General features: G+C 60.8%; 20 protein-coding genes. 17 read left to right on the top strand and 3 right to left on the bottom strand.

The features are described from left to right. The first annotated feature begins 540 nt into the window (after positions 1-540). From FLO80_RS22950 to FLO80_RS21120, 4 genes are all read left to right on the top strand, one after another. On the top strand, positions 541-705 hold the full coding sequence (locus FLO80_RS22950) for a hypothetical protein (protein WP_188078382.1): 165 nt from the start codon (positions 541-543) through the stop codon (positions 703-705). A gap of 379 nt (positions 706-1,084) precedes the next feature. Then, positions 1,085-1,924, top strand: a complete 840-nt coding sequence (locus FLO80_RS21130) for a sce7726 family protein (RefSeq protein WP_246156776.1) — start codon at positions 1,085-1,087, stop codon at positions 1,922-1,924. After that, positions 1,921-2,877 carry a sce7725 family protein gene (locus FLO80_RS21125; RefSeq protein ID WP_246156775.1) on the top strand — a complete coding sequence of 319 codons (957 nt, stop codon included), beginning with the start codon at positions 1,921-1,923 and terminating at the stop codon, positions 2,875-2,877. Before FLO80_RS21130 ends, FLO80_RS21125 begins: the two co-directional genes overlap by 4 nt. Before the next feature lie 128 nt (positions 2,878-3,005). Further along, a complete protein-coding gene (locus FLO80_RS21120) occupies positions 3,006-3,905 on the top strand; it encodes an RES family NAD+ phosphorylase (protein WP_223145530.1) in 900 nt (299 codons plus the stop codon). 89 nt (positions 3,906-3,994) lie between these two features. On the opposite strand, the gene FLO80_RS21115 is transcribed toward FLO80_RS21120, so the two are convergent. Further along, a complete protein-coding gene (locus tag FLO80_RS21115) occupies positions 3,995-4,315 on the bottom strand; it encodes an H-NS histone family protein (RefSeq protein ID WP_111369324.1) in 321 nt (106 codons plus the stop codon). Positions 4,316-4,747: 432 nt separating this feature from the next. Here FLO80_RS21115 and FLO80_RS21110 point away from each other — a divergent pair, with 432 nt between their 5' ends. Next, the gene (locus tag FLO80_RS21110) at positions 4,748-5,152 is read left to right on the top strand and encodes a single-stranded DNA-binding protein (protein ID WP_111369326.1); all 405 of its coding nucleotides are present in this window, start codon (positions 4,748-4,750) and stop codon (positions 5,150-5,152) included. 60 nt (positions 5,153-5,212) lie between these two features. On the opposite strand, the gene FLO80_RS23060 is transcribed toward FLO80_RS21110, so the two are convergent. Continuing rightward, positions 5,213-5,365: a hypothetical protein gene (locus FLO80_RS23060; RefSeq protein WP_223145529.1), complete on the bottom strand. Its 153-nt coding sequence runs from the start codon at positions 5,363-5,365 to the stop codon at positions 5,213-5,215. Positions 5,366-5,590: 225 nt separating this feature from the next. Here FLO80_RS23060 and FLO80_RS21105 point away from each other — a divergent pair, with 225 nt between their 5' ends. From FLO80_RS21105 to FLO80_RS21055, 11 genes are all read left to right on the top strand, one after another. Then, complete coding sequence (locus tag FLO80_RS21105) at positions 5,591-6,886, top strand: reverse transcriptase/maturase family protein (protein WP_111369328.1); 1,296 nt, start codon at positions 5,591-5,593, stop codon at positions 6,884-6,886. A gap of 173 nt (positions 6,887-7,059) precedes the next feature. Beyond that, positions 7,060-8,259, top strand: a complete 1,200-nt coding sequence (locus FLO80_RS21100) for a DUF932 domain-containing protein (RefSeq protein WP_111369330.1) — start codon at positions 7,060-7,062, stop codon at positions 8,257-8,259. Between the two features lie 127 nt (positions 8,260-8,386). Beyond that, positions 8,387-8,827: a JAB domain-containing protein gene (locus FLO80_RS21095; protein WP_068242599.1), complete on the top strand. Its 441-nt coding sequence runs from the start codon at positions 8,387-8,389 to the stop codon at positions 8,825-8,827. 106 nt (positions 8,828-8,933) lie between these two features. Further along, entirely contained in the window at positions 8,934-9,452 is a 519-nt protein-coding gene (locus FLO80_RS21090; RefSeq protein ID WP_111369332.1) for a DNA repair protein RadC, read from the top strand. Between the two features lie 103 nt (positions 9,453-9,555). Further along, on the top strand, positions 9,556-10,047 hold the full coding sequence (locus FLO80_RS21085; protein ID WP_111369334.1) for a DUF6878 family protein: 492 nt from the start codon (positions 9,556-9,558) through the stop codon (positions 10,045-10,047). Between the two features lie 10 nt (positions 10,048-10,057). Continuing rightward, positions 10,058-10,435 carry a DUF6915 family protein gene (locus tag FLO80_RS21080; protein ID WP_111369336.1) on the top strand — a complete coding sequence of 126 codons (378 nt, stop codon included), beginning with the start codon at positions 10,058-10,060 and terminating at the stop codon, positions 10,433-10,435. Between the two features lies 1 nt (position 10,436). Continuing rightward, entirely contained in the window at positions 10,437-10,634 is a 198-nt protein-coding gene (locus FLO80_RS21075) for a hypothetical protein (protein WP_111369338.1), read from the top strand. A gap of 75 nt (positions 10,635-10,709) precedes the next feature. After that, complete coding sequence (locus FLO80_RS21070; RefSeq protein ID WP_111369340.1) at positions 10,710-11,129, top strand: hypothetical protein; 420 nt, start codon at positions 10,710-10,712, stop codon at positions 11,127-11,129. Then, on the top strand, positions 11,122-11,766 hold the full coding sequence (locus FLO80_RS21065) for a DUF8835 domain-containing pootine (RefSeq protein WP_111369342.1): 645 nt from the start codon (positions 11,122-11,124) through the stop codon (positions 11,764-11,766). The genes FLO80_RS21070 and FLO80_RS21065 overlap by 8 nt, the downstream gene beginning before the upstream one ends. Positions 11,767-11,824: 58 nt before the next feature. Further along, positions 11,825-12,226 carry an MbcA/ParS/Xre antitoxin family protein gene (locus FLO80_RS21060; RefSeq protein ID WP_067297291.1) on the top strand — a complete coding sequence of 134 codons (402 nt, stop codon included), beginning with the start codon at positions 11,825-11,827 and terminating at the stop codon, positions 12,224-12,226. After that, complete coding sequence (locus FLO80_RS21055; RefSeq protein WP_111369344.1) at positions 12,223-12,924, top strand: RES family NAD+ phosphorylase; 702 nt, start codon at positions 12,223-12,225, stop codon at positions 12,922-12,924. Before FLO80_RS21060 ends, FLO80_RS21055 begins: the two co-directional genes overlap by 4 nt. Before the next feature lie 524 nt (positions 12,925-13,448). On the opposite strand, the gene FLO80_RS21050 is transcribed toward FLO80_RS21055, so the two are convergent. Next, entirely contained in the window at positions 13,449-13,745 is a 297-nt protein-coding gene (locus FLO80_RS21050) for a hypothetical protein (RefSeq protein WP_009827198.1), read from the bottom strand. Positions 13,746-13,920: 175 nt separating this feature from the next. Between FLO80_RS21050 and FLO80_RS21045 the strand changes: the two genes are divergently transcribed. After that, on the top strand, positions 13,921-16,228 hold a 2,308-nt coding region (locus FLO80_RS21045), incomplete at its 3' end, for a strawberry notch-like NTP hydrolase domain-containing protein (protein ID WP_188078381.1).

Below are 16,228 nucleotides of genomic sequence, written 5' to 3'. Positions count from 1 at the left end.
ATGCCGTCAAGCTGATGAGTGCGCTTCTCCCCGTTGTCGAAGGTAGTTTCGATTGTAATCCGTACGTCCATGGCAGCCCCACACGCAAAGAACTCACCTTAGCACGGGCCGCAACGACGAAGATGACCCCCATGTTTTGTCCACTCCCCCTGAGCCCAACTGAAACCGAGGGGCCCGCCTCAGCGCGGGCCTCTCAACCATCCCAACCTTGTCCTTTGAGTTCGCGGGGCACCAAAGGATCCATCCCCAAGGAAGGACGTCTTCAACCAAGAGCCTGCCCGGGAGGCTGGCGGCGTTCCAAGCATCAGCGGGACAACCGGCTCCTGACGTTGGGGGACCATCCCCCGCTCGCCATTCCCTTCCTTGCCCCGAATTCTGTCTTCGAGATCAACCCGCGAGGGGTCGGACTACGGGCAAGCCCGTGCCGCCGGGTGGATTCGGACGAGCCGAACGCACCCGGTGATGTCAGCCAGTATTCGGGCCTTCGAGGTCCTGTCGCGCGGGGGATGGTCCCCCGCCTCCAAGACAGGAGCTAAACAGATGTCCCGCAAAGATGCACACGCCTTCGCCGCCTCCCTCGCCGCCACGCTCATGGTTTCGATCGTCGTCTTCCAGGCAGGGGATGGATCCTATGGCGCCGTCCCCGCCGATGAAATCGACGGCGACGAGGTCGTGATCGTCTCGGAGTACGATCCCTTCGGGTGAGGCTTTGGCCTCACTTCCCGAGGACCCGGGCACGGCGCAAGTGCGCCTCCGGGCCTATCGGCGACCAAGTGATCGGCGATGCCGATCTGAGGAACGCCGGTTTGCCACCTGACGCAGATCGTCGTGCGGACACACGAGGGTTTCTGGAAGGTCGCTTGTAGTCAAAGCGGTCATACCATGAGGGCACCTCGGGCCCGACGGGCGTTCGATTCTGGCTAGGATGGGCGGTCACGTTGGGTCGAAATTCTTCTGAAAGACGTCACATGAGTCTTTAAAGATTCGGAAAGCTTCGCTACTGTTTGCCGAGGGCAGGAAGCTGAAAATGAATAATTGCAACGCAATAAGTGCATCAGCGGTAAGCAGGTTCTTTTCTAGAACTGTGATCAAGGAGCTGGCGAAGACGGGCCAATCGCCAATGTTCGCGAGGTTGCTTGTTGAGTCTGGAATTGACGGCGAACTTACTGAGAGCGTTACCATCGGCGAGGCTTTCGAGTGCGCGTTTGGATACCTTCGGCAAGCCGAATTTCGTCACGAGTATGCCTATAAGGCTGCACTCACCCACAGGGTTTTGCTGGGAACGCACTCGCTCAACACAGCTTCGATGATAACAGAGTTTCGTGTTGGTCGGTGTAAAGCCGATGTGGTCATTCTCAACGGCACCGGGACTGTCTACGAAATAAAATCTGAACGAGACAGTCTAACGCGCTTGGAGCGTCAGATTGAAGAGTATCGAAAGGTCTTCGCGTCTGTCAATGTGATCGTCGGTGAGAACCATCTGGCCTCAGTTCTTGATGCGGTGCCTTCGGACGTCGGTATTCTAAGGTTGTCTGGCCGATATCAGATCAGCGAGATACGGGCTGCACAGAACATCCCAGACCGTACATCCGCCGCCAACATCTTTGACGTTGTCAGTATGAGGGAGGCGGGCCTTATCCTAAAAGATCTTGGCTATGATCTGCCAGACGTGCCAAATACCCGACGGTACCAGGCTTACCTGGAAGTCTTTCGCACTATCGCGTCAGCGGAAGTCCATCGCGCCATGGTGAAAGTGCTCAAGAAAACTAGAACGCTCACGCATCTTGCGCAATTCATTCAAGAATTGCCAGCTTCGCTTCAGTCTGTTGCCCTAAGCACCAAAATATCAAACGTTGAATTCGGAAATCTAATTGAGGTCCTCAATGTGCCTTTGGCAGAGGCAAAAGGGTGGGCAGCTAGTTGATCTACTTTCCTTATTTTAGGGGTAAGCAATACGAGCTGATTACGATCAGAGAGAGTGCCCTGACGTTAGGCGCAAGTGGCTTTGTTCCGATAGTGGAGCCAGTTAAATCGCAGCTCAATGGTTTGAATAAGACCATCGATGTAACCCTTGAAAAGGGGGCGGGCATAATTGTGATTGCAAATCCACGGATCGGGGATTTCTCGGACTACAATGCAGAGCTTGTGAACCTGATCAAAGACAAGCACAGTGAGGATAAGCAAGTCACCGTCGGGGTTTTGTTGGATGAGGCTACGTCGCTCGAACAAGCATCCGGGCTCATAAACACCTTTCAGGGTCACAACATTGCACTGGTGCACAGCGGGTTTTCTCAGTCGAAGGCTCTAGCAGCAGAAATTCAAGGCGTTGCGGGTATTGCGTGTAGCGTTTTCGAAGACGGCAAATCTGGCAAATTGTATCAGAAGCATTTTGCATTCCAACCGCACCGCGTGCTTCTGAGGAACGGATTCGAGAAGCGAAGGAATGCAGATCATCCTGATGTGGAGGTTTTTTCAGACTTGCATCTCACCTATGGTTTGGAGGGGATGACGGGGTTTGCGGACTTTCTTATGGTTGGCGATGACTATCAAGAAACTGGAGGACCTGCTTACACAGTTGCAATCCACCTGACCTACATAAATACAGATGACGACGATATTATGTACATCCGTCATTTTAAGTCTGATCGGCAGGACACTCCCACCGACCCTGCTGGGAAGTTTGCTGAAGCGCTTGCGAAGCTGATTTTGCACCTAGGGTCGGCGGACAACCGTTACTACGATACATCGGCAATTGCTGAGTTCAGAGAGCTTCATGAGAAGGGACACTATCCGGGTCTGGGCTATGTGAAGAAGCTCGCGATGAAACATCATATCGAGACCTTCGCAAAGTACTTTAAGGATAATCCGGCTCAGTGATGTTGTGCTGCCCAGAGTGTTTTGGGGACGCAGGCTTGCGCGATCAGATTATCCCCCAAAGATCATCCCAAACAGGAACGTGTCCGACGTGTGGCTCAGAGAACCAACCGCTTTTATCAGCTCGCGAGTTGGCGGATTATTTTGAACTGCTGTTGACGATCTATCCGCGCTCCGAGGGAGGGAAGTCGTTGGTTGAGTGGCTCAGCGCAGATTGGTCACTGTTCAGTAATCCCAATGTTTCTGAGGCTCAGGCGCAGATCCTGCTGGTGGAGGTTTTTGACGACGGTGAGATCGTGCGCGGGCAGTTCGGCCTGTCAGAGAGTTGTCGCACCGACAGCTTAGAACGATGGCGTGCGCTGACAGACGAACTCAAGTACGTCAATCGCTACTTTCCAGACAGCGTGATCGACACTGAACGCTTGGGGGTTCATCTCTCGAACCTAATTCTGCGCGATTGTGAGAAACCTGAAGTTTGGTATCGAGCAAGGATAGAGAAAGACGGACAGCCAATACCCATTGACAAAATGGGAGCGCCTCCGGCAATGCTTGCGACTTCAGGTCGCGCTAATCCGACAGGGATCCCGTACCTGTATCTAGGATCGACAGTCGAGACAGCGATCTGTGAGGTGCGCGCACAGCCAGGCGAGATCGTAAGCGTTGCCGAGTTTGTAATCGAAGCTGGTTTGAAAATTGTTGATCTGCGGGCTCCTAGAACCCTCGTTTCGCCGTTTCTGGAAGAGGATGAAGGCAGCATCGCTCTTCTGCGTGGAGACATCGACTTTCTAGAGATACTCGGCAAAGAACTGGCCACCCCAGTCGTTCCTGATAGCGCTGCAATCAACTACATTCCCAGCCAATTTTTATGCGAGTTCATCAAGAAGTGCGGGTTTGATGGTGTGGCATACAGCAGCTCACTGAGTGAAGGGATGAATGTTGCGTTATTTTTGCCGGAAGCAGCGACACCCCAATCAGTGGCTGAGTATGAGGTGGCCAGTCTTTCGTTAATATATCGCACATTTGTGCGTTAAGTCACGGATGCCAACCTCGATTTGATGCAACGCAGCACTTTTCACACCGAGCAAATGGAAACAGCGGGCGGCTCGCGTCGCCTATAGACTCAACTTATCGCTAGGTCGCTTGCGGTCTTCCCTTCCTCCAGCTCCTCCACGAACCACAGCGGTTTCCGCCCGCGACCGGACCAGGTGAGCGCCGGGTTCTCAGGGTGCCGGTACTTCGCCGCTGCAGGCGTACGGGAGGATTTAGTCTCGGTGCCGACAAGTTCGGCCAGAGAGTAGCCCAACTCCCGGGCGAGAGCTTCCACCTTGGCGCGGGCTTCCGCCTTCTGCCGATCCTCATAGCTGGAGATCGCCCTGGCGACGTCCCTCTGCATTTTCTTCAGCTCGCCGAGCGACAGTGCCTCGAGATCGTAATCAGCCATTGATGCGGTCCGTATCCTGAATGTTCCGGTATCGATAGCCCGTCGCGGCAAGGCACCGCAACTCCCGTAGGCAGGGGGGCAGGTGACGATGGTTGGTTGATCTGCAGTCTTTGCCGCCAGTTACGGGTGCTGGGCTTGGGTTCAGGCAGTCCCGATTGGCAGGGTGACAGGGTCTGACATGGGCTCCCCGCGTATCTCTGTCTTCTGGTCCATCCCTTCGACTGACAATCCCCTAATCCCGTTCGGCCTCCTGCGCGCAACCCCGCGTCAGCCCGGGCCGTGTTGGCCGCCTATGGCGTCCTGCCCGCTCCACCCCGGTCCTTTGGGGGTTTCCGGCGTCCGTTCCGTCCACCGTGCACGCGTCACCCGACGGGCTTTTTCCGGGTCTTGTCGAAGGGACGGTCCCGAAGACAGGAAACACAGGAGCTAATCATGCAAAACATCGTCATCCTCGCCGGCAACATCGGCCAAAAACCCGAAGCCCGCACCACCCAGGGCGGCACCAACATCATCAACTTCAGCCTCGCCACCTCGCGCCCCCGCCTCTCGGAAGGTCGCGTCCTTCGCGACGAGAACGGCTACCGTGTCATGGACACCGAATGGCACCGCATCACCTGCTTCAACGGTCTCGGCAAGACCGTCGCCGAGCATTGCGAAAAGGGCATGAAGGTCCTCGTCCACGGCCGCATCCACTACAGCAAGTGGATCGACAGCATGGGCAACGACCGCTACGGCTGCGAGATCATCGCCGAGAAGGTCGACTTCCTGAGCCGCCCGAAGTCAGCCGAGAACGAAAATCCCGAGCTGGTCGACCGCGACGACGAGATCCCGTTCTGAGGAACGGAGTCTCCCCTCGGGCCCGGCGGGGCAACCCGCCGGTTTCTCGTACTCTCGGCATCAACGGGGTTGGCTAAATTGTCTTTTGGCAACCTTGAATTGCCGAAACTCGCTCACCAAATAGTGACTGCCCGCGGGAAATGGCTCACGGGTTTGGCCGTTGAACTTGTCAACCTCTTTATGGTGACCTGGCAGCACGATGCCGAACAGCATCTCTGCGACCAGAGCCAGACGGAATGAGACACTGAGCATAGCTCGGACCTCCACGGTTACATTATACCACCTCGCGTTTCGAGACCCGTGTCTGCGAGGCGTTCGGAAGTGAGACGCTGAACGTATACGCTGACAGAAGGTGGCGTGCGTTCGGGGGACGCCCGGCCTAAAAACCGGAGCCCAGGGTCAGGGCCAGTCCTCCGAACTCTGCGATAAGGAGGCTGAATGCCGCTCGATTGGTTTAAGTCCAGAGGCTACCGCCATTTCGATCTGCCCGTTGGCGAGAAGTTCGCTAGGAAGGTAATGGACCCGAACTTCGTGATTCAGCACTCGTTTGTCCCGCTGCTTCACTACACGAAGTCCGAGAAACGCTACAAGAAATGCCCGAAGACCGGGAAACGGACGATCACCTCGAAGGACCGCCCGATCAAGTATGCATCGCACCGGGACGCCTGCATACTTTCGTTCTACGCCAGCGAAATGAACAAATTTCTGGATGCCCATTATGACGCCGCAGGTCTGTCCGATAGCGTTCTCGCCTATCGTGCCCTCGGTCGCGGCAACTACGATTTCTCGGCGGAAGTGCTTGCGTTTGCCAAGACCCATGCTCCCGTCACGATCTTGGCGTTCGACGTCAGCAGCTTCTTCGACAATCTTGACCACACGCTCCTGAAGCGCCGCCTAAAGGCAGTGCTGGGCGTAACGTCACTTCCCGAACACTGGATGCGCGTATTTCGGGCGATCACCGCCTTCCACTACGTCGATATGGAAGAACTCAAGGCGAACGCCACGTTCTCCTCCCGGCTCAAGGAGAATGGCCGGGACCGGATCGCCAGCGTCGAAGAGCTCAAGGCAAATGGCATCAAGTTCCACCCGAACCCCGAACTGGCAAAGGGGCATCGGCGAGGCATCCCTCAGGGCACCCCCATCAGCGCAGCAGCGTCGAACCTATACATGATTGACTTCGACGAGGCTGCACGCGCTTTTTGCGACAGCATCGGTGCGCTGTATCGCCGCTATTCGGACGACATCTTGGTGATCTGCGACCCTGCTCACGCCGCAGCAGCCGAAGCAGAGATCATGGATCTCATCAAGGCAGAGAAGCTGGATATCTCTCCGCACAAGACTGAAAGGACCGAGTTTACGGGCACGGGCGCCGTGGCGGGGAAAGCGGCCCAGTACCTTGGCTTCGCGCTCCACGAGGCGGGGCCTGCAATTCGCGAAAGCTCCCTCGCTCGGCAATGGCGCAAGATGAAAAGGGCGATGCGTCGGACCCGCAAGATCGCCGAGCGAAATATCGCATCTGGAAAATCGACTAAGGCACACACCAAGCGCCTGTATCGCCGGTTCGCCCACCTGAAGGTGCGTGACGACGAAGGTGTTCGGATCGTGCGAAATTTTTCTTCCTATGGACGGCGCAGCGCCTCCGCATTCGGTGGTGACGAAAAGATCACTCAGCAGATCAAGCGGTTTGAACGCGCCGCGCTCCGTGAGATCCAGGAACTTAAGAAGATCAAGTAGACTTGCTCTTCCTCTTATTGGACCAGATTGCGTTTTACTGATCGTGCATTCACATCGTTGCGGAAGTTAACTCGTCGGCGCCGGGCTTTGAAGAGTGAGAGACGTGCCGGTTTCCCGGTGACGGGTTGAGGGCTGGGAGAGTGGCTTCCGGCGCCCGTTGCGGGAGATAGCCGATGGGCGTTGTAGAAGTTCTGGATCCGGTCGCACCGGCGAGGGCTGGTGGCTGGAAGGTGGACGTGAGCCGGGGTGAGCGGAACGGGCGGGTGTCGTCCGAATGGTTCAACCGGCCCGATGACGAGCGGTACCTGTCGCTCGATGATCTCTGGGCTAATGTGAAAGGCCGGTCGGAACGCAGCCGCAGCCGTGTGGTCCAGACGGCGGACATCCGGGTCGAGGCCGCGCGCGATAACCCCGAGCGGTTGCACCTGATGCTGCCGAAAGCGCATGAGCCGGTCGCGCCCACGCACTGGGCTTTCGGCCAGCTTGCCAGCATCGTCGGCGCTCCGGCGTCGTACCTGCGCCAGCTGCCCGCGCCGCTGGGGGGCATCAACCTGCAATACGGGCTGACCAATCACCGCGCCGAGCAGGTCAAAACCTTCGAGACGGAAGATGGCCGCACGGAGTTGCGCGCCGTGACCGGCCCCGACTACGGCCGCATCCACGATTTCGAACTGGTCGAGGCGGTGCAGCGCATCGCGGGCAATGGAACGGGCGACACGCGCTGGAAGGTGCCGGGCGTGCTCGACTGGTCGACCGGGGTCTATAACCCCGATGTCGAAATCAGCCGCGACACGACCACGCTCTATGCGTCGGACCGCGATGTCTTCCTGTTCCTGGTCGATGATCGCAACCCGATCGAGGCGGGCAAGCTGCCCGACGGTTCCCCCGATCTCTACTTCCGGGGGTTCTACTGCTGGAACTCCGAGGTGGGCGCGAAAACCCTCGGCATGGCGAGCTTCTACCTGCGGGCGGTGTGCCAGAACCGGAACCTATGGGGTGTCGAAGATTTTCAGGAGATCCGCATCCGGCATTCGAAATACGCGGCCTCGCGCTTTGCCCATGAGGCGGCCCCGGCGCTGACGCGGTTCGCCAATTCCTCGCCGCAGGGGTTCGTGAACGGCATCAAGGCCGCGCGGCAGCAGATCGTGGCGCGCAGCGACGAGGACCGCGCGGATTTCCTGCGCAAGCGGGGCTTCTCGAAGGCGGAGTCCGGCAAGATCATCGAGAAAGTGCTGATGGAAGAAGGCCGCCCGCCCGAGAGCATCTTCGACTTCGTGCAGGGCATCACGCGGCTCGCGCGCGACAAGACACAGCAGGATGCGCGCCTCGACATGGAAGGGCGCGCCAAGAAGCTGCTCGACCGGGTCGGCTGATAGAGCGCTCAAGCAGCGATCGCCCGACACCGAGGCGGTCGCTGTAACCTTTTTCTCAACATGCACGCCGTTGGCTTTGCCCCGAAAGGGCAGGGGGCGTCGGTGTGCGGATTTCAGCGAGACACCCATGACTCCCCAAGAAGAAACTATCGTCCTCGAGGCTCGTGACATCCTCGGCCGCTACCTCAGCCAGAACCCGGTCATCGGCAGTTGGCAGGCGCTGATGGACTATTGCGCGCTCACCGTCCGAGGCCCCATCGAGCGATTCCATGTCCTCTATCTCGACCGCAAGAACCGCATCATCGCCGATGAGCTTTTGTCGACCGGCACGGTCGATCATGTCCCGGTCTATCCGCGCGAGGTGATCAAGCGGGCGCTGATGCTGAACGCCAGCGCCCTGATCCTGATCCACAACCACCCGTCGGGTGATCCCACGCCGTCCGAGGCTGATCTCAGCATGACCAAGGAGATCCAGAAGGGCTGCAAGTATCTCGGCCTGACGCTGCATGACCACATCATCGTGGGTGCCGGAACGGAGCTGAGCCTGCGGGCCCTCGGCAAGCTCTGATGGTGCCAGCAGACCTGCCGTCGCCCCTTTGAGTAAGAGGGCGGCGGTTTGGTCTTTGACGGATGAGGCGGGGAGAGTGGCTTCCCGCTCCGTTGGAGACATTGCCATGTTTGACCTTCCCCTGCCGAACCAGTCGGGCCCGCGTCCGATGGGCCCCGTTCCAAATGGCCCGACTGTCGCTCCTGATCCCAGCCTGTCTTTCGCGCTGACGCGGATGCACAGGACGCCTGCAGCCCTGATGTCGGGCACCGCTGCCCCCGTGGTCGTTGAGCGTTTTGCGACCTTGGCTGATGCCATGCAGGGGGCGTTTGAGCTTGCCGAGGACAACGGCTCCGATGCAGCGCCGCAGCTTCTGGCAATCCTTGATTGCGACCAGCGCCTGGTTCTTGCCGGGGCCGCCAGTCATGGCGCTGTGGCTTGGTGCCAGCCTGTCGCCAATGCTCTTGAGGCGCGGGCCGTCGTGACCGAGGCGGTTCAGCTGCGCGCCCAGGCTGGCCGCGCCACTGACTGGCACGAGCCTGAGTTGGTGCAGCGGCTGCGTCACCGTGCCGATCTGCTGGATGCCCGCCTTGTCGACCCGCTCTGGCGCGCTTTTGCCGCCCGCGCGCTGCAGAACGCGGCGTGACGCCCGAGAGACAGAGGAGGGATGGGAAGGGTTTGAGCCTTCGGGGGGCAGAAGAGTGCGCCACCCGGGGGGTCTGACCTGTCATCACCGAACGGAGATATCCATGACCCAGACTGAACCCACTCTGGCCGCCCCGCTGCGGCCTTCCACCGTCGATTTCGGGGCGATCCTTGCCGCGCATGCCGAACGCACCGCCCGGACCCTCGCCCTGCGCCCGGGCAACAAAGACCGCCTGTTCGATGGCCTCATGGCTGCCGGCATCACCCATGTCACAGTGACCTTCGACGGCGCCGGTGACAGCGGCCAGATCGAAAGCATTGGCGCCTGGGCGGGCGAGACCGCCGTCGACTTCCCCGCGACCGAAATCCCCTATGCCGCGCTGACGTGGGATGATCCCGAGGTCGAGATGCGGCAGCTCTCGCTGGAGGATGTCGTCGAGCAGCTCACCTACGACTTCCTCTCCGACACCCATGGCGGTTGGGAAAACAACGACGGCGCTTACGGCGAGTTCTGCTTCGACGCTGCGGCCCGCTGCATCCATCTCGAGTTCAACGAGCGCTTCACCTCGTCCGAACTCCATACCCATGATTTCTGAGGGGGCGGGTATGGCACATCCTTATCACCACGCCCTCTCCTCGGTGAAGAAATGGGGCGGTACGGTCGACGATTTCATCGCGGTGCATACATGGTTCGACCAGAGCAAGGAGATCACTGCGGACTTTCGGCACCGTGCCTTGCGCCACCATGCCGAGGGCATCTTCATGGCGGAGACGATCTTTGGGCAGACCCTCACGCTCTCGACCGGGCGCATCATCCCGACTCGCTGGGTCGGCGAACAGCACGTAAAGGAAGACCTCGGCTTCATCCCGAGCTTCGCCGACTGGGTGAAGGCCATCCGGCCAGAACCATGGATGGGCCGGTCCGAGCGGATCGAGGCGCTGGTCGATCCGCATCTCGCCTCGCCCGTGGTCGAGGTCAGCTGATATGACTGATCCCGCATACTTGCGCCTCGGTCTGCCGCCGACGGCGTCGCCCCAGACAGTTCTGCGCGCGGCGGTCCGGGCGCTGCACCCCGACACGCGCGCCGTGCGCAGCTTCCGGACGGCGCGCAAGCGCTTCTACCTGCAGATGCTTTGTGCGCATGCCGTGCGACAGGCGGCGGGCGACGATCCTGCCAGCTGATCGCTCCCGACCACCCCCTCATCCCCACATAGCGCCCGGCCATTTGGCCGGGTCTTCCCCATTCAGGAGGTCCCCATGGCGGATTACTTCACCCATTTCTCGTGCCTGCTCGACGTTGGCACCCCCGACAAAGCTGCCCGCGCGCTCGCGCTGTTTCATGACCTGCGCGCTGCGGATCAGGACGCCGATGATCCGGAGGTCTCGGGTTTCACCCTCGTGCATCAGGACGCGCCCGAAGGCAGCACCCTCTGGATCCATGACGACGAGCACGGCGATGTCGAGGCGGTTATCCGCTTCGTGCTGCGCCTGGCCGAAGACCTCGACCTCACCGGCCTCTGGGGGTTTCAGTACGGTCTGACCTGTTCCCGCCCGCGCCTCGACGCTTTCGGAGGTGGCGCGCATGTAATCGATCTCGGTGCCCGCAAATCCATCGGCTGGACGAGCAGCCAGGAGTGGCTGGCCGTTGCATTGAACGGGGAGGACGTGGATGCCTGAAATCATATGCACCACCGTCTACCAGTTCCCCGAACTCTCGGAGGCGGCCAAGGACAAGGCGCGCAGCTGGTATCGCGAGCTTGGGCCTCACGACGATTGGTGGGACGCGGTCTACGAGGATTTCGAGCGCATCTGCGATATTCTCGGCGTCCGGCTCAAAACCACGCCTGTGCGGCTGATGGGCGGCGAGACGCGGGCCAAACCCTGCATCTGGTTTTCAGGTTTCTGGAGCCAGGGTGACGGAGCGTCGTTCGAAGGGTACTTTGGTCACGCGAATGGCGTCGCTGCGCGCATCCGGGACTACGCCCCGACCGACGCGACGCTACATGGCATCGCCGACCGGCTGCAGGCCATCCAGCGGCGTAACTTCTACCAGCTCGCTGCCGAGGTCAGCCACCGCGGGCGCTATTGCCACGAATACACCATGTCGGTGGACGTCACCCGCGACAGCCCGACCTGGCAGCCGCCGACCGAGGACGCCGAGGAGATCGTGACCGACGTGCTCCGCGATCTGGCCCGCTGGCTCTACCGCCAGCTTGAGGCCGAATACGACCACCTCACCTCGGATGAGGCCATCGAGGAGGGGATCATCGTGAACGAGTACACCTTCACGGAAGGAGGGCGGCGGTTCGGGTGAGAGCGCGGGCAGTTCATTTGATCTTTACAATGAGGCCATATGATCTATATTCAGCCCAATGGAGGACGCCATGTACGTCGCAGAGAAAATCCGAGAACCCGCACAGATCAACGCCGTCGCGTTGAAGGCCTATGCGCGCGTGGTCGATGCTTGGGGCCTTAACCTGAACGAAGCGGCTGGCCTTGCCGATATGACGGTGAGCACGTGGAAGCGTGCCAAGAAGCCGGATTTCGCGGGGGAACTGACCAAGGATCAACTGCTGCGGCTCAGTGCGGTGATCGGCATCTACAAATCGCTCGAACTCTATTTCTCCGAGCCGCTCGCGCGAAGCTGGTTCACCCGGCCGAACACGGGGCCGCTCTTTGGGGGCAGCCGTCCGGTTGACACGGCGATCGACGGCGGCTTGCCGCAAATTCTCGCGGTTCGGACCTATCTGGATGCGCTGCGTGGTGGGGCATGAAGCAGACCGAGATTTCCGATCGCGGTCTCGTTCGTCTGCTGCCCGCCACTTACCACAAACCACCGTCCTTGCGGGGTCTCGTCGATACCGATGACGAGATGGAGATTCTGGCGGAGATCGAGGGCATGACCAGCGGCCGTCTTCTGGCGGAACGTGGCCGCAACCCGCATCTGGACCCGCGCGAGCTGGCCTGGCAGCGCCGCAGCCGAGATCTGCGCATCTACGGCGACAGTCATGTCAACGCCGCCTTCACCTATACCCGCGCCGGCGGAAACCGCTTCAACACCGAGGAGCGCGGCGCCTGGTATTGCGCGTGGGAGGTGATGGTTTCTGTCAGCGAAGTGGCCTGGCACCGCACCCGTGAACTCGGCTTTACCGGCAGCTTCCATGACAGCGCTCGCTATGTGGAATTGTTGGCGGATTTCATCGGGATCTTCGATGATCTGACCGATGAGCCGGAACACCCAGCGCTGCATCCCGATCCGGCTGTCGGATATCCCGAGGGCCAAAGCCTGGCCCAACATCTTCGCCGGGCTGGATCGCGGGGCCTGATCTACCCCTCAGTTCGGGCTCCCGCGCCGGGCGGGAATTGCCTCGTCTGCTTCGAGCCCCACGCCATCCAGAACGTCCGGCCGGGCGCGTCTTGGGATCTTGTTTGGGATGGGACACCGCACTACTCGCTTACTGCCGTCGGCTGACGAGTAATGGCGCATGCGCTTTTTTTGGGAGGGGCGAAGACATGAAACCGGCAAACGGCAACAGGCCGGACGTCACGCATTTGAAGCCGTGTGACCATCAGTTGTTCTTTGAGGCTTTGGACTGAGTCCGCCGGTCTTCTGGGCTTCCTATAGACGCGCTGAGGAAGGCGACGTCTCTGCCCCAAGAGACCACTATAGTTTTCTTCGATGAGGTTGCTTTTCCAGCGTTATGGACGCTCCAATATCACCATTTCCAAAGAATTGATGGACTAGCCCCACGTGAAGGGAGATCTGAAGACGCTGGGTCAAAAGACGGCAACGACTTGCAGCGGTTGCCGAAGGTCTCAGCGGTGTACGTCCCGGTCTGCCGCCGCGACCAGACCTTGGTCCTTCGGACAGGAGCTTGACCGAGGCTGATGTCCCAAAGGGCAAATCTGCCAATCTATAGGTTGGCAACTACGCTCGGTTTGCCAAGCCACGGTATGGCAGAAGCTCCGGAAGGCCGGAGCTAGCCGGTGCCGTGCTCACTTGTTCCCGTCGATCCACTTCGACATCAGCCCCTTGTCGCGGAAACACTCATCCGGCACGGCGCGGCGTTTGATCCGAGCGAGACGCTCGGCGAAGGCGACCTGTTTGGACGAGGGCAGGCTGTCCAGCGCTGTCGCAGGTGTGAGCTTGGCTTGTGCGTCGATCCAGGCGCTCAGCGACCGCCGATCTTGCTGAACCTCCCACGGCAGAAGCGTCTGGTTGCGCAGGGCCAGAGCGCGCGCATAGGCGATCTGCTTTGGCGTCGCGGGCAGGACGTAAGTGGTGCTTTCCATCGGGGATCTCCCTTCTTAGCTTGGTTTCAAAATAGAACATAACAGGAACAAAATCAAGCCACCTGCGGAAATCATGGGGTTTGAGAGGAAGAGGATGGCCGGGGAAGGTCAGGCCTGAGGGTGCCCGAAAGAGGGTGTCTGGGCCTGATCCTGTTCCTCATTCCGGAGTTTCCCGATGACCCATCTCGCCCATTTTGCGACCGAGCGCGCGCTTGCGCCTGTTGCCCCCATCCCGTCCCTCGATACGGCTGCTGCGATCTTGAGCGTGGCCGAAGCGCTGCAGCCCGATCTGGCGCAGGGTTTCCAGATCGACGCGCTTCGCCTGCGCGTTGAGATGGAGCGCGTCTTTGGCGGCTCTGACGCGACCGGCGCCTGGGACTGGAAGCTGGCCTATGAAGCGGGCGAGGCAGCGCTGGTCCTGTTCCTGCGGAAGTTCGGCCGTGCGCTCCTGGCCCGGGCGGGCTCGCCCGCGGCTCTGCTGCCGATTCTTGCCAAGGTGTCCGGCCTTTTGCCGACCCATACGCGGCGGTCTGAAGAGATGGAGCGGTTCCAGCAATTCTCGACACCGCTGCCCATGGGGCTGGCGGCGCTGGCTGCGGCACAGATCACCGCGCGCGATCTGGTGCTGGAGCCATCGGCGGGAACAGGCCTTCTGGCCATCCTCGCGGAAATCGCGGGCGGCAGCCTCGCGCTGAACGAGTTGGCCGACACCCGCGCCGATCTTCTGCGCCGCCTGTTTCCGGGGCTTCCGGTCACGGGCTTCGACGCAGCCCAGATCGACGATCATCTCGACGCGGACCTGCGCCCGAGCGTCATCCTGATGAACCCGCCCTTCTCGGCGGTGGCCAATGTCGACGCTCGCACCACCGAGGCGACAGCCCGGCATCTGCGCTCGGCGCTTGCGCGTCTGGTCCCCGGCGGACGGTTGGTCGCCATCACCGGTGCCAGTTTCGCGCCCGATGCGCCCGCCTGGGCTGAGACCTTCGGTCGCCTGACCCAGACCGCGCATCTGGTCTTTACGGGTGCTGTGTCGGGTGCGGCCTTCGCCAAGCACGGCACCAGCTTCGAGACGCGGATTTCGGTCTTCGACAAATGCCTCGGTGGCGAGGCGGGCGGCATCACAGCCGATCTGGCGCGCCCGATTTCGCCTGATGTCGCCAGCCTGCTGTCGCTGATCACCGCCCATGTCCCCCCGCGCCTTGTGCTGGCGCAGGTCGCACCAGCAGGGCAGGGCCCCTCTTCCCCCTGCCCGGGAAATCCTGCCCGCACCACGCGCGCAGCCATCAGCACATCGCGCGCCACGCCAGCAACACCCGCCACCAACACCGCTCCGCAGATCGAGGCCGCAGACCTCGCCTATACCCTGCGCGATGCAACCGAGGACGGGGCCAGCGCGCGCCTGTCAGATGCCATTTATGAGACCTTCCGCCTGCAGGCGATCGACATCCCCGGCGCAGCTCCGCATCCGACGAAGCTGGTGCAATCCGCTGCCATGGCCTCGGTTGCCCCCCCGAAACCCAGCTATCGCCCCAAGCTGCCAACGGCCGTCCTGCGCGATGGTTTGCTCTCCGAGGCGCAACTCGAGACCGTGATCTACGCGGGCGAGGCGCATGGCGCGTATCTCGCGGGGTCTTGGACTGTCGATGAAACCGGCGATATGGTCTCGGCCGCTCCGGACGATGCCGCTGACGCCATCCGTTTCCGCCGCGGGTTCTTCCTCGGCGATGGCACGGGCGCGGGCAAGGGCCGCCAGTCCGCCGGCATCCTGCTCGACAACTGGGCGCAGGGTCGGCGCAAAGCGCTCTGGATCTCCAAAAGCGACAAGCTGCTGGAGGATGCGCAGCGCGACTGGTCCGCACTCGGACAGGAACGCTTGCTGGTGACGCCGCTGTCGCGCTTCGCGCAAGGCAAAGACATCCCGCTGACCGAAGGCATCCTCTTCACCACCTATGCCACGCTGCGCTCGGAAGAACGCGGCGCCAGGAAATCCCGCGTCGATCAGATCGTCGACTGGCTTGGGGCGGATTTTGACGGGGTGATCCTGTTTGACGAAAGCCATGCCATGGCGAATGCCGCAGGAAGCAAGGGTGAGCGCGGCGATGTCACGGCCTCGCAGCAGGGCAGGGCGGGTCTGCGCCTGCAGCACAAACTTCCGAATGCCCGCGTGGTCTATGTTTCGGCCACGGGGGCGACCTCGGTCCATAACCTCGCCTATGCGCAGCGGCTTGGGCTTTGGGGGGGCGAAGACTTTCCGTTTTCGACGCGGGCGGAATTTGTGCAAGCTATCGAAGCTGGCGGCGTTGCCGCGATGGAGGTCCTGGCCCGCGATCTGCGATCGCTTGGCCTCTACACGGCGCGCTCGCTGTCCTATGACGGCGTCGAATACGAGATGCTGGAACATGCGCTGACGCCGGAGCAGCGCGGGATCTATGATGCATATGCGCTCGCCTTCGGAGTCATACATCGGAACCTGTCCGCGGCGC

This window comes from Aquicoccus porphyridii (genome assembly GCF_008369105.1).
Classification (GTDB): Bacteria; Pseudomonadota; Alphaproteobacteria; order Rhodobacterales; family Rhodobacteraceae; genus Aquicoccus; species Aquicoccus porphyridii.
The sequence above is the reverse complement of the archived record's forward strand: the minus strand, read 5'-3'. Positions and strand labels throughout refer to the sequence as shown.

Coding starts and splice junctions, on each gene's coding strand:
- FLO80_RS22950 (WP_188078382.1), top strand. CDS start 541: ATGTCCCGCAAAGATGCACACGCCTTCGCCGCCTCCCTCGCCGCCACG.
- FLO80_RS21115 (WP_111369324.1), bottom strand. CDS start 4,315: ATGGCTGATTACGATCTCGAGGCACTGTCGCTCGGCGAGCTGAAGAAA.
- FLO80_RS21110 (WP_111369326.1), top strand. CDS start 4,748: ATGCAAAACATCGTCATCCTCGCCGGCAACATCGGCCAAAAACCCGAA.
- FLO80_RS23060 (WP_223145529.1), bottom strand. CDS start 5,365: ATGCTGTTCGGCATCGTGCTGCCAGGTCACCATAAAGAGGTTGACAAG.
- FLO80_RS21105 (WP_111369328.1), top strand. CDS start 5,591: ATGCCGCTCGATTGGTTTAAGTCCAGAGGCTACCGCCATTTCGATCTG.
- FLO80_RS21100 (WP_111369330.1), top strand. CDS start 7,060: ATGGGCGTTGTAGAAGTTCTGGATCCGGTCGCACCGGCGAGGGCTGGT.
- FLO80_RS21095 (WP_068242599.1), top strand. CDS start 8,387: ATGACTCCCCAAGAAGAAACTATCGTCCTCGAGGCTCGTGACATCCTC.
- FLO80_RS21090 (WP_111369332.1), top strand. CDS start 8,934: ATGTTTGACCTTCCCCTGCCGAACCAGTCGGGCCCGCGTCCGATGGGC.
- FLO80_RS21085 (WP_111369334.1), top strand. CDS start 9,556: ATGACCCAGACTGAACCCACTCTGGCCGCCCCGCTGCGGCCTTCCACC.
- FLO80_RS21080 (WP_111369336.1), top strand. CDS start 10,058: ATGGCACATCCTTATCACCACGCCCTCTCCTCGGTGAAGAAATGGGGC.
- FLO80_RS21075 (WP_111369338.1), top strand. CDS start 10,437: ATGACTGATCCCGCATACTTGCGCCTCGGTCTGCCGCCGACGGCGTCG.
- FLO80_RS21070 (WP_111369340.1), top strand. CDS start 10,710: ATGGCGGATTACTTCACCCATTTCTCGTGCCTGCTCGACGTTGGCACC.
- FLO80_RS21065 (WP_111369342.1), top strand. CDS start 11,122: ATGCCTGAAATCATATGCACCACCGTCTACCAGTTCCCCGAACTCTCG.
- FLO80_RS21060 (WP_067297291.1), top strand. CDS start 11,825: ATGGAGGACGCCATGTACGTCGCAGAGAAAATCCGAGAACCCGCACAG.
- FLO80_RS21055 (WP_111369344.1), top strand. CDS start 12,223: ATGAAGCAGACCGAGATTTCCGATCGCGGTCTCGTTCGTCTGCTGCCC.
- FLO80_RS21050 (WP_009827198.1), bottom strand. CDS start 13,745: ATGGAAAGCACCACTTACGTCCTGCCCGCGACGCCAAAGCAGATCGCC.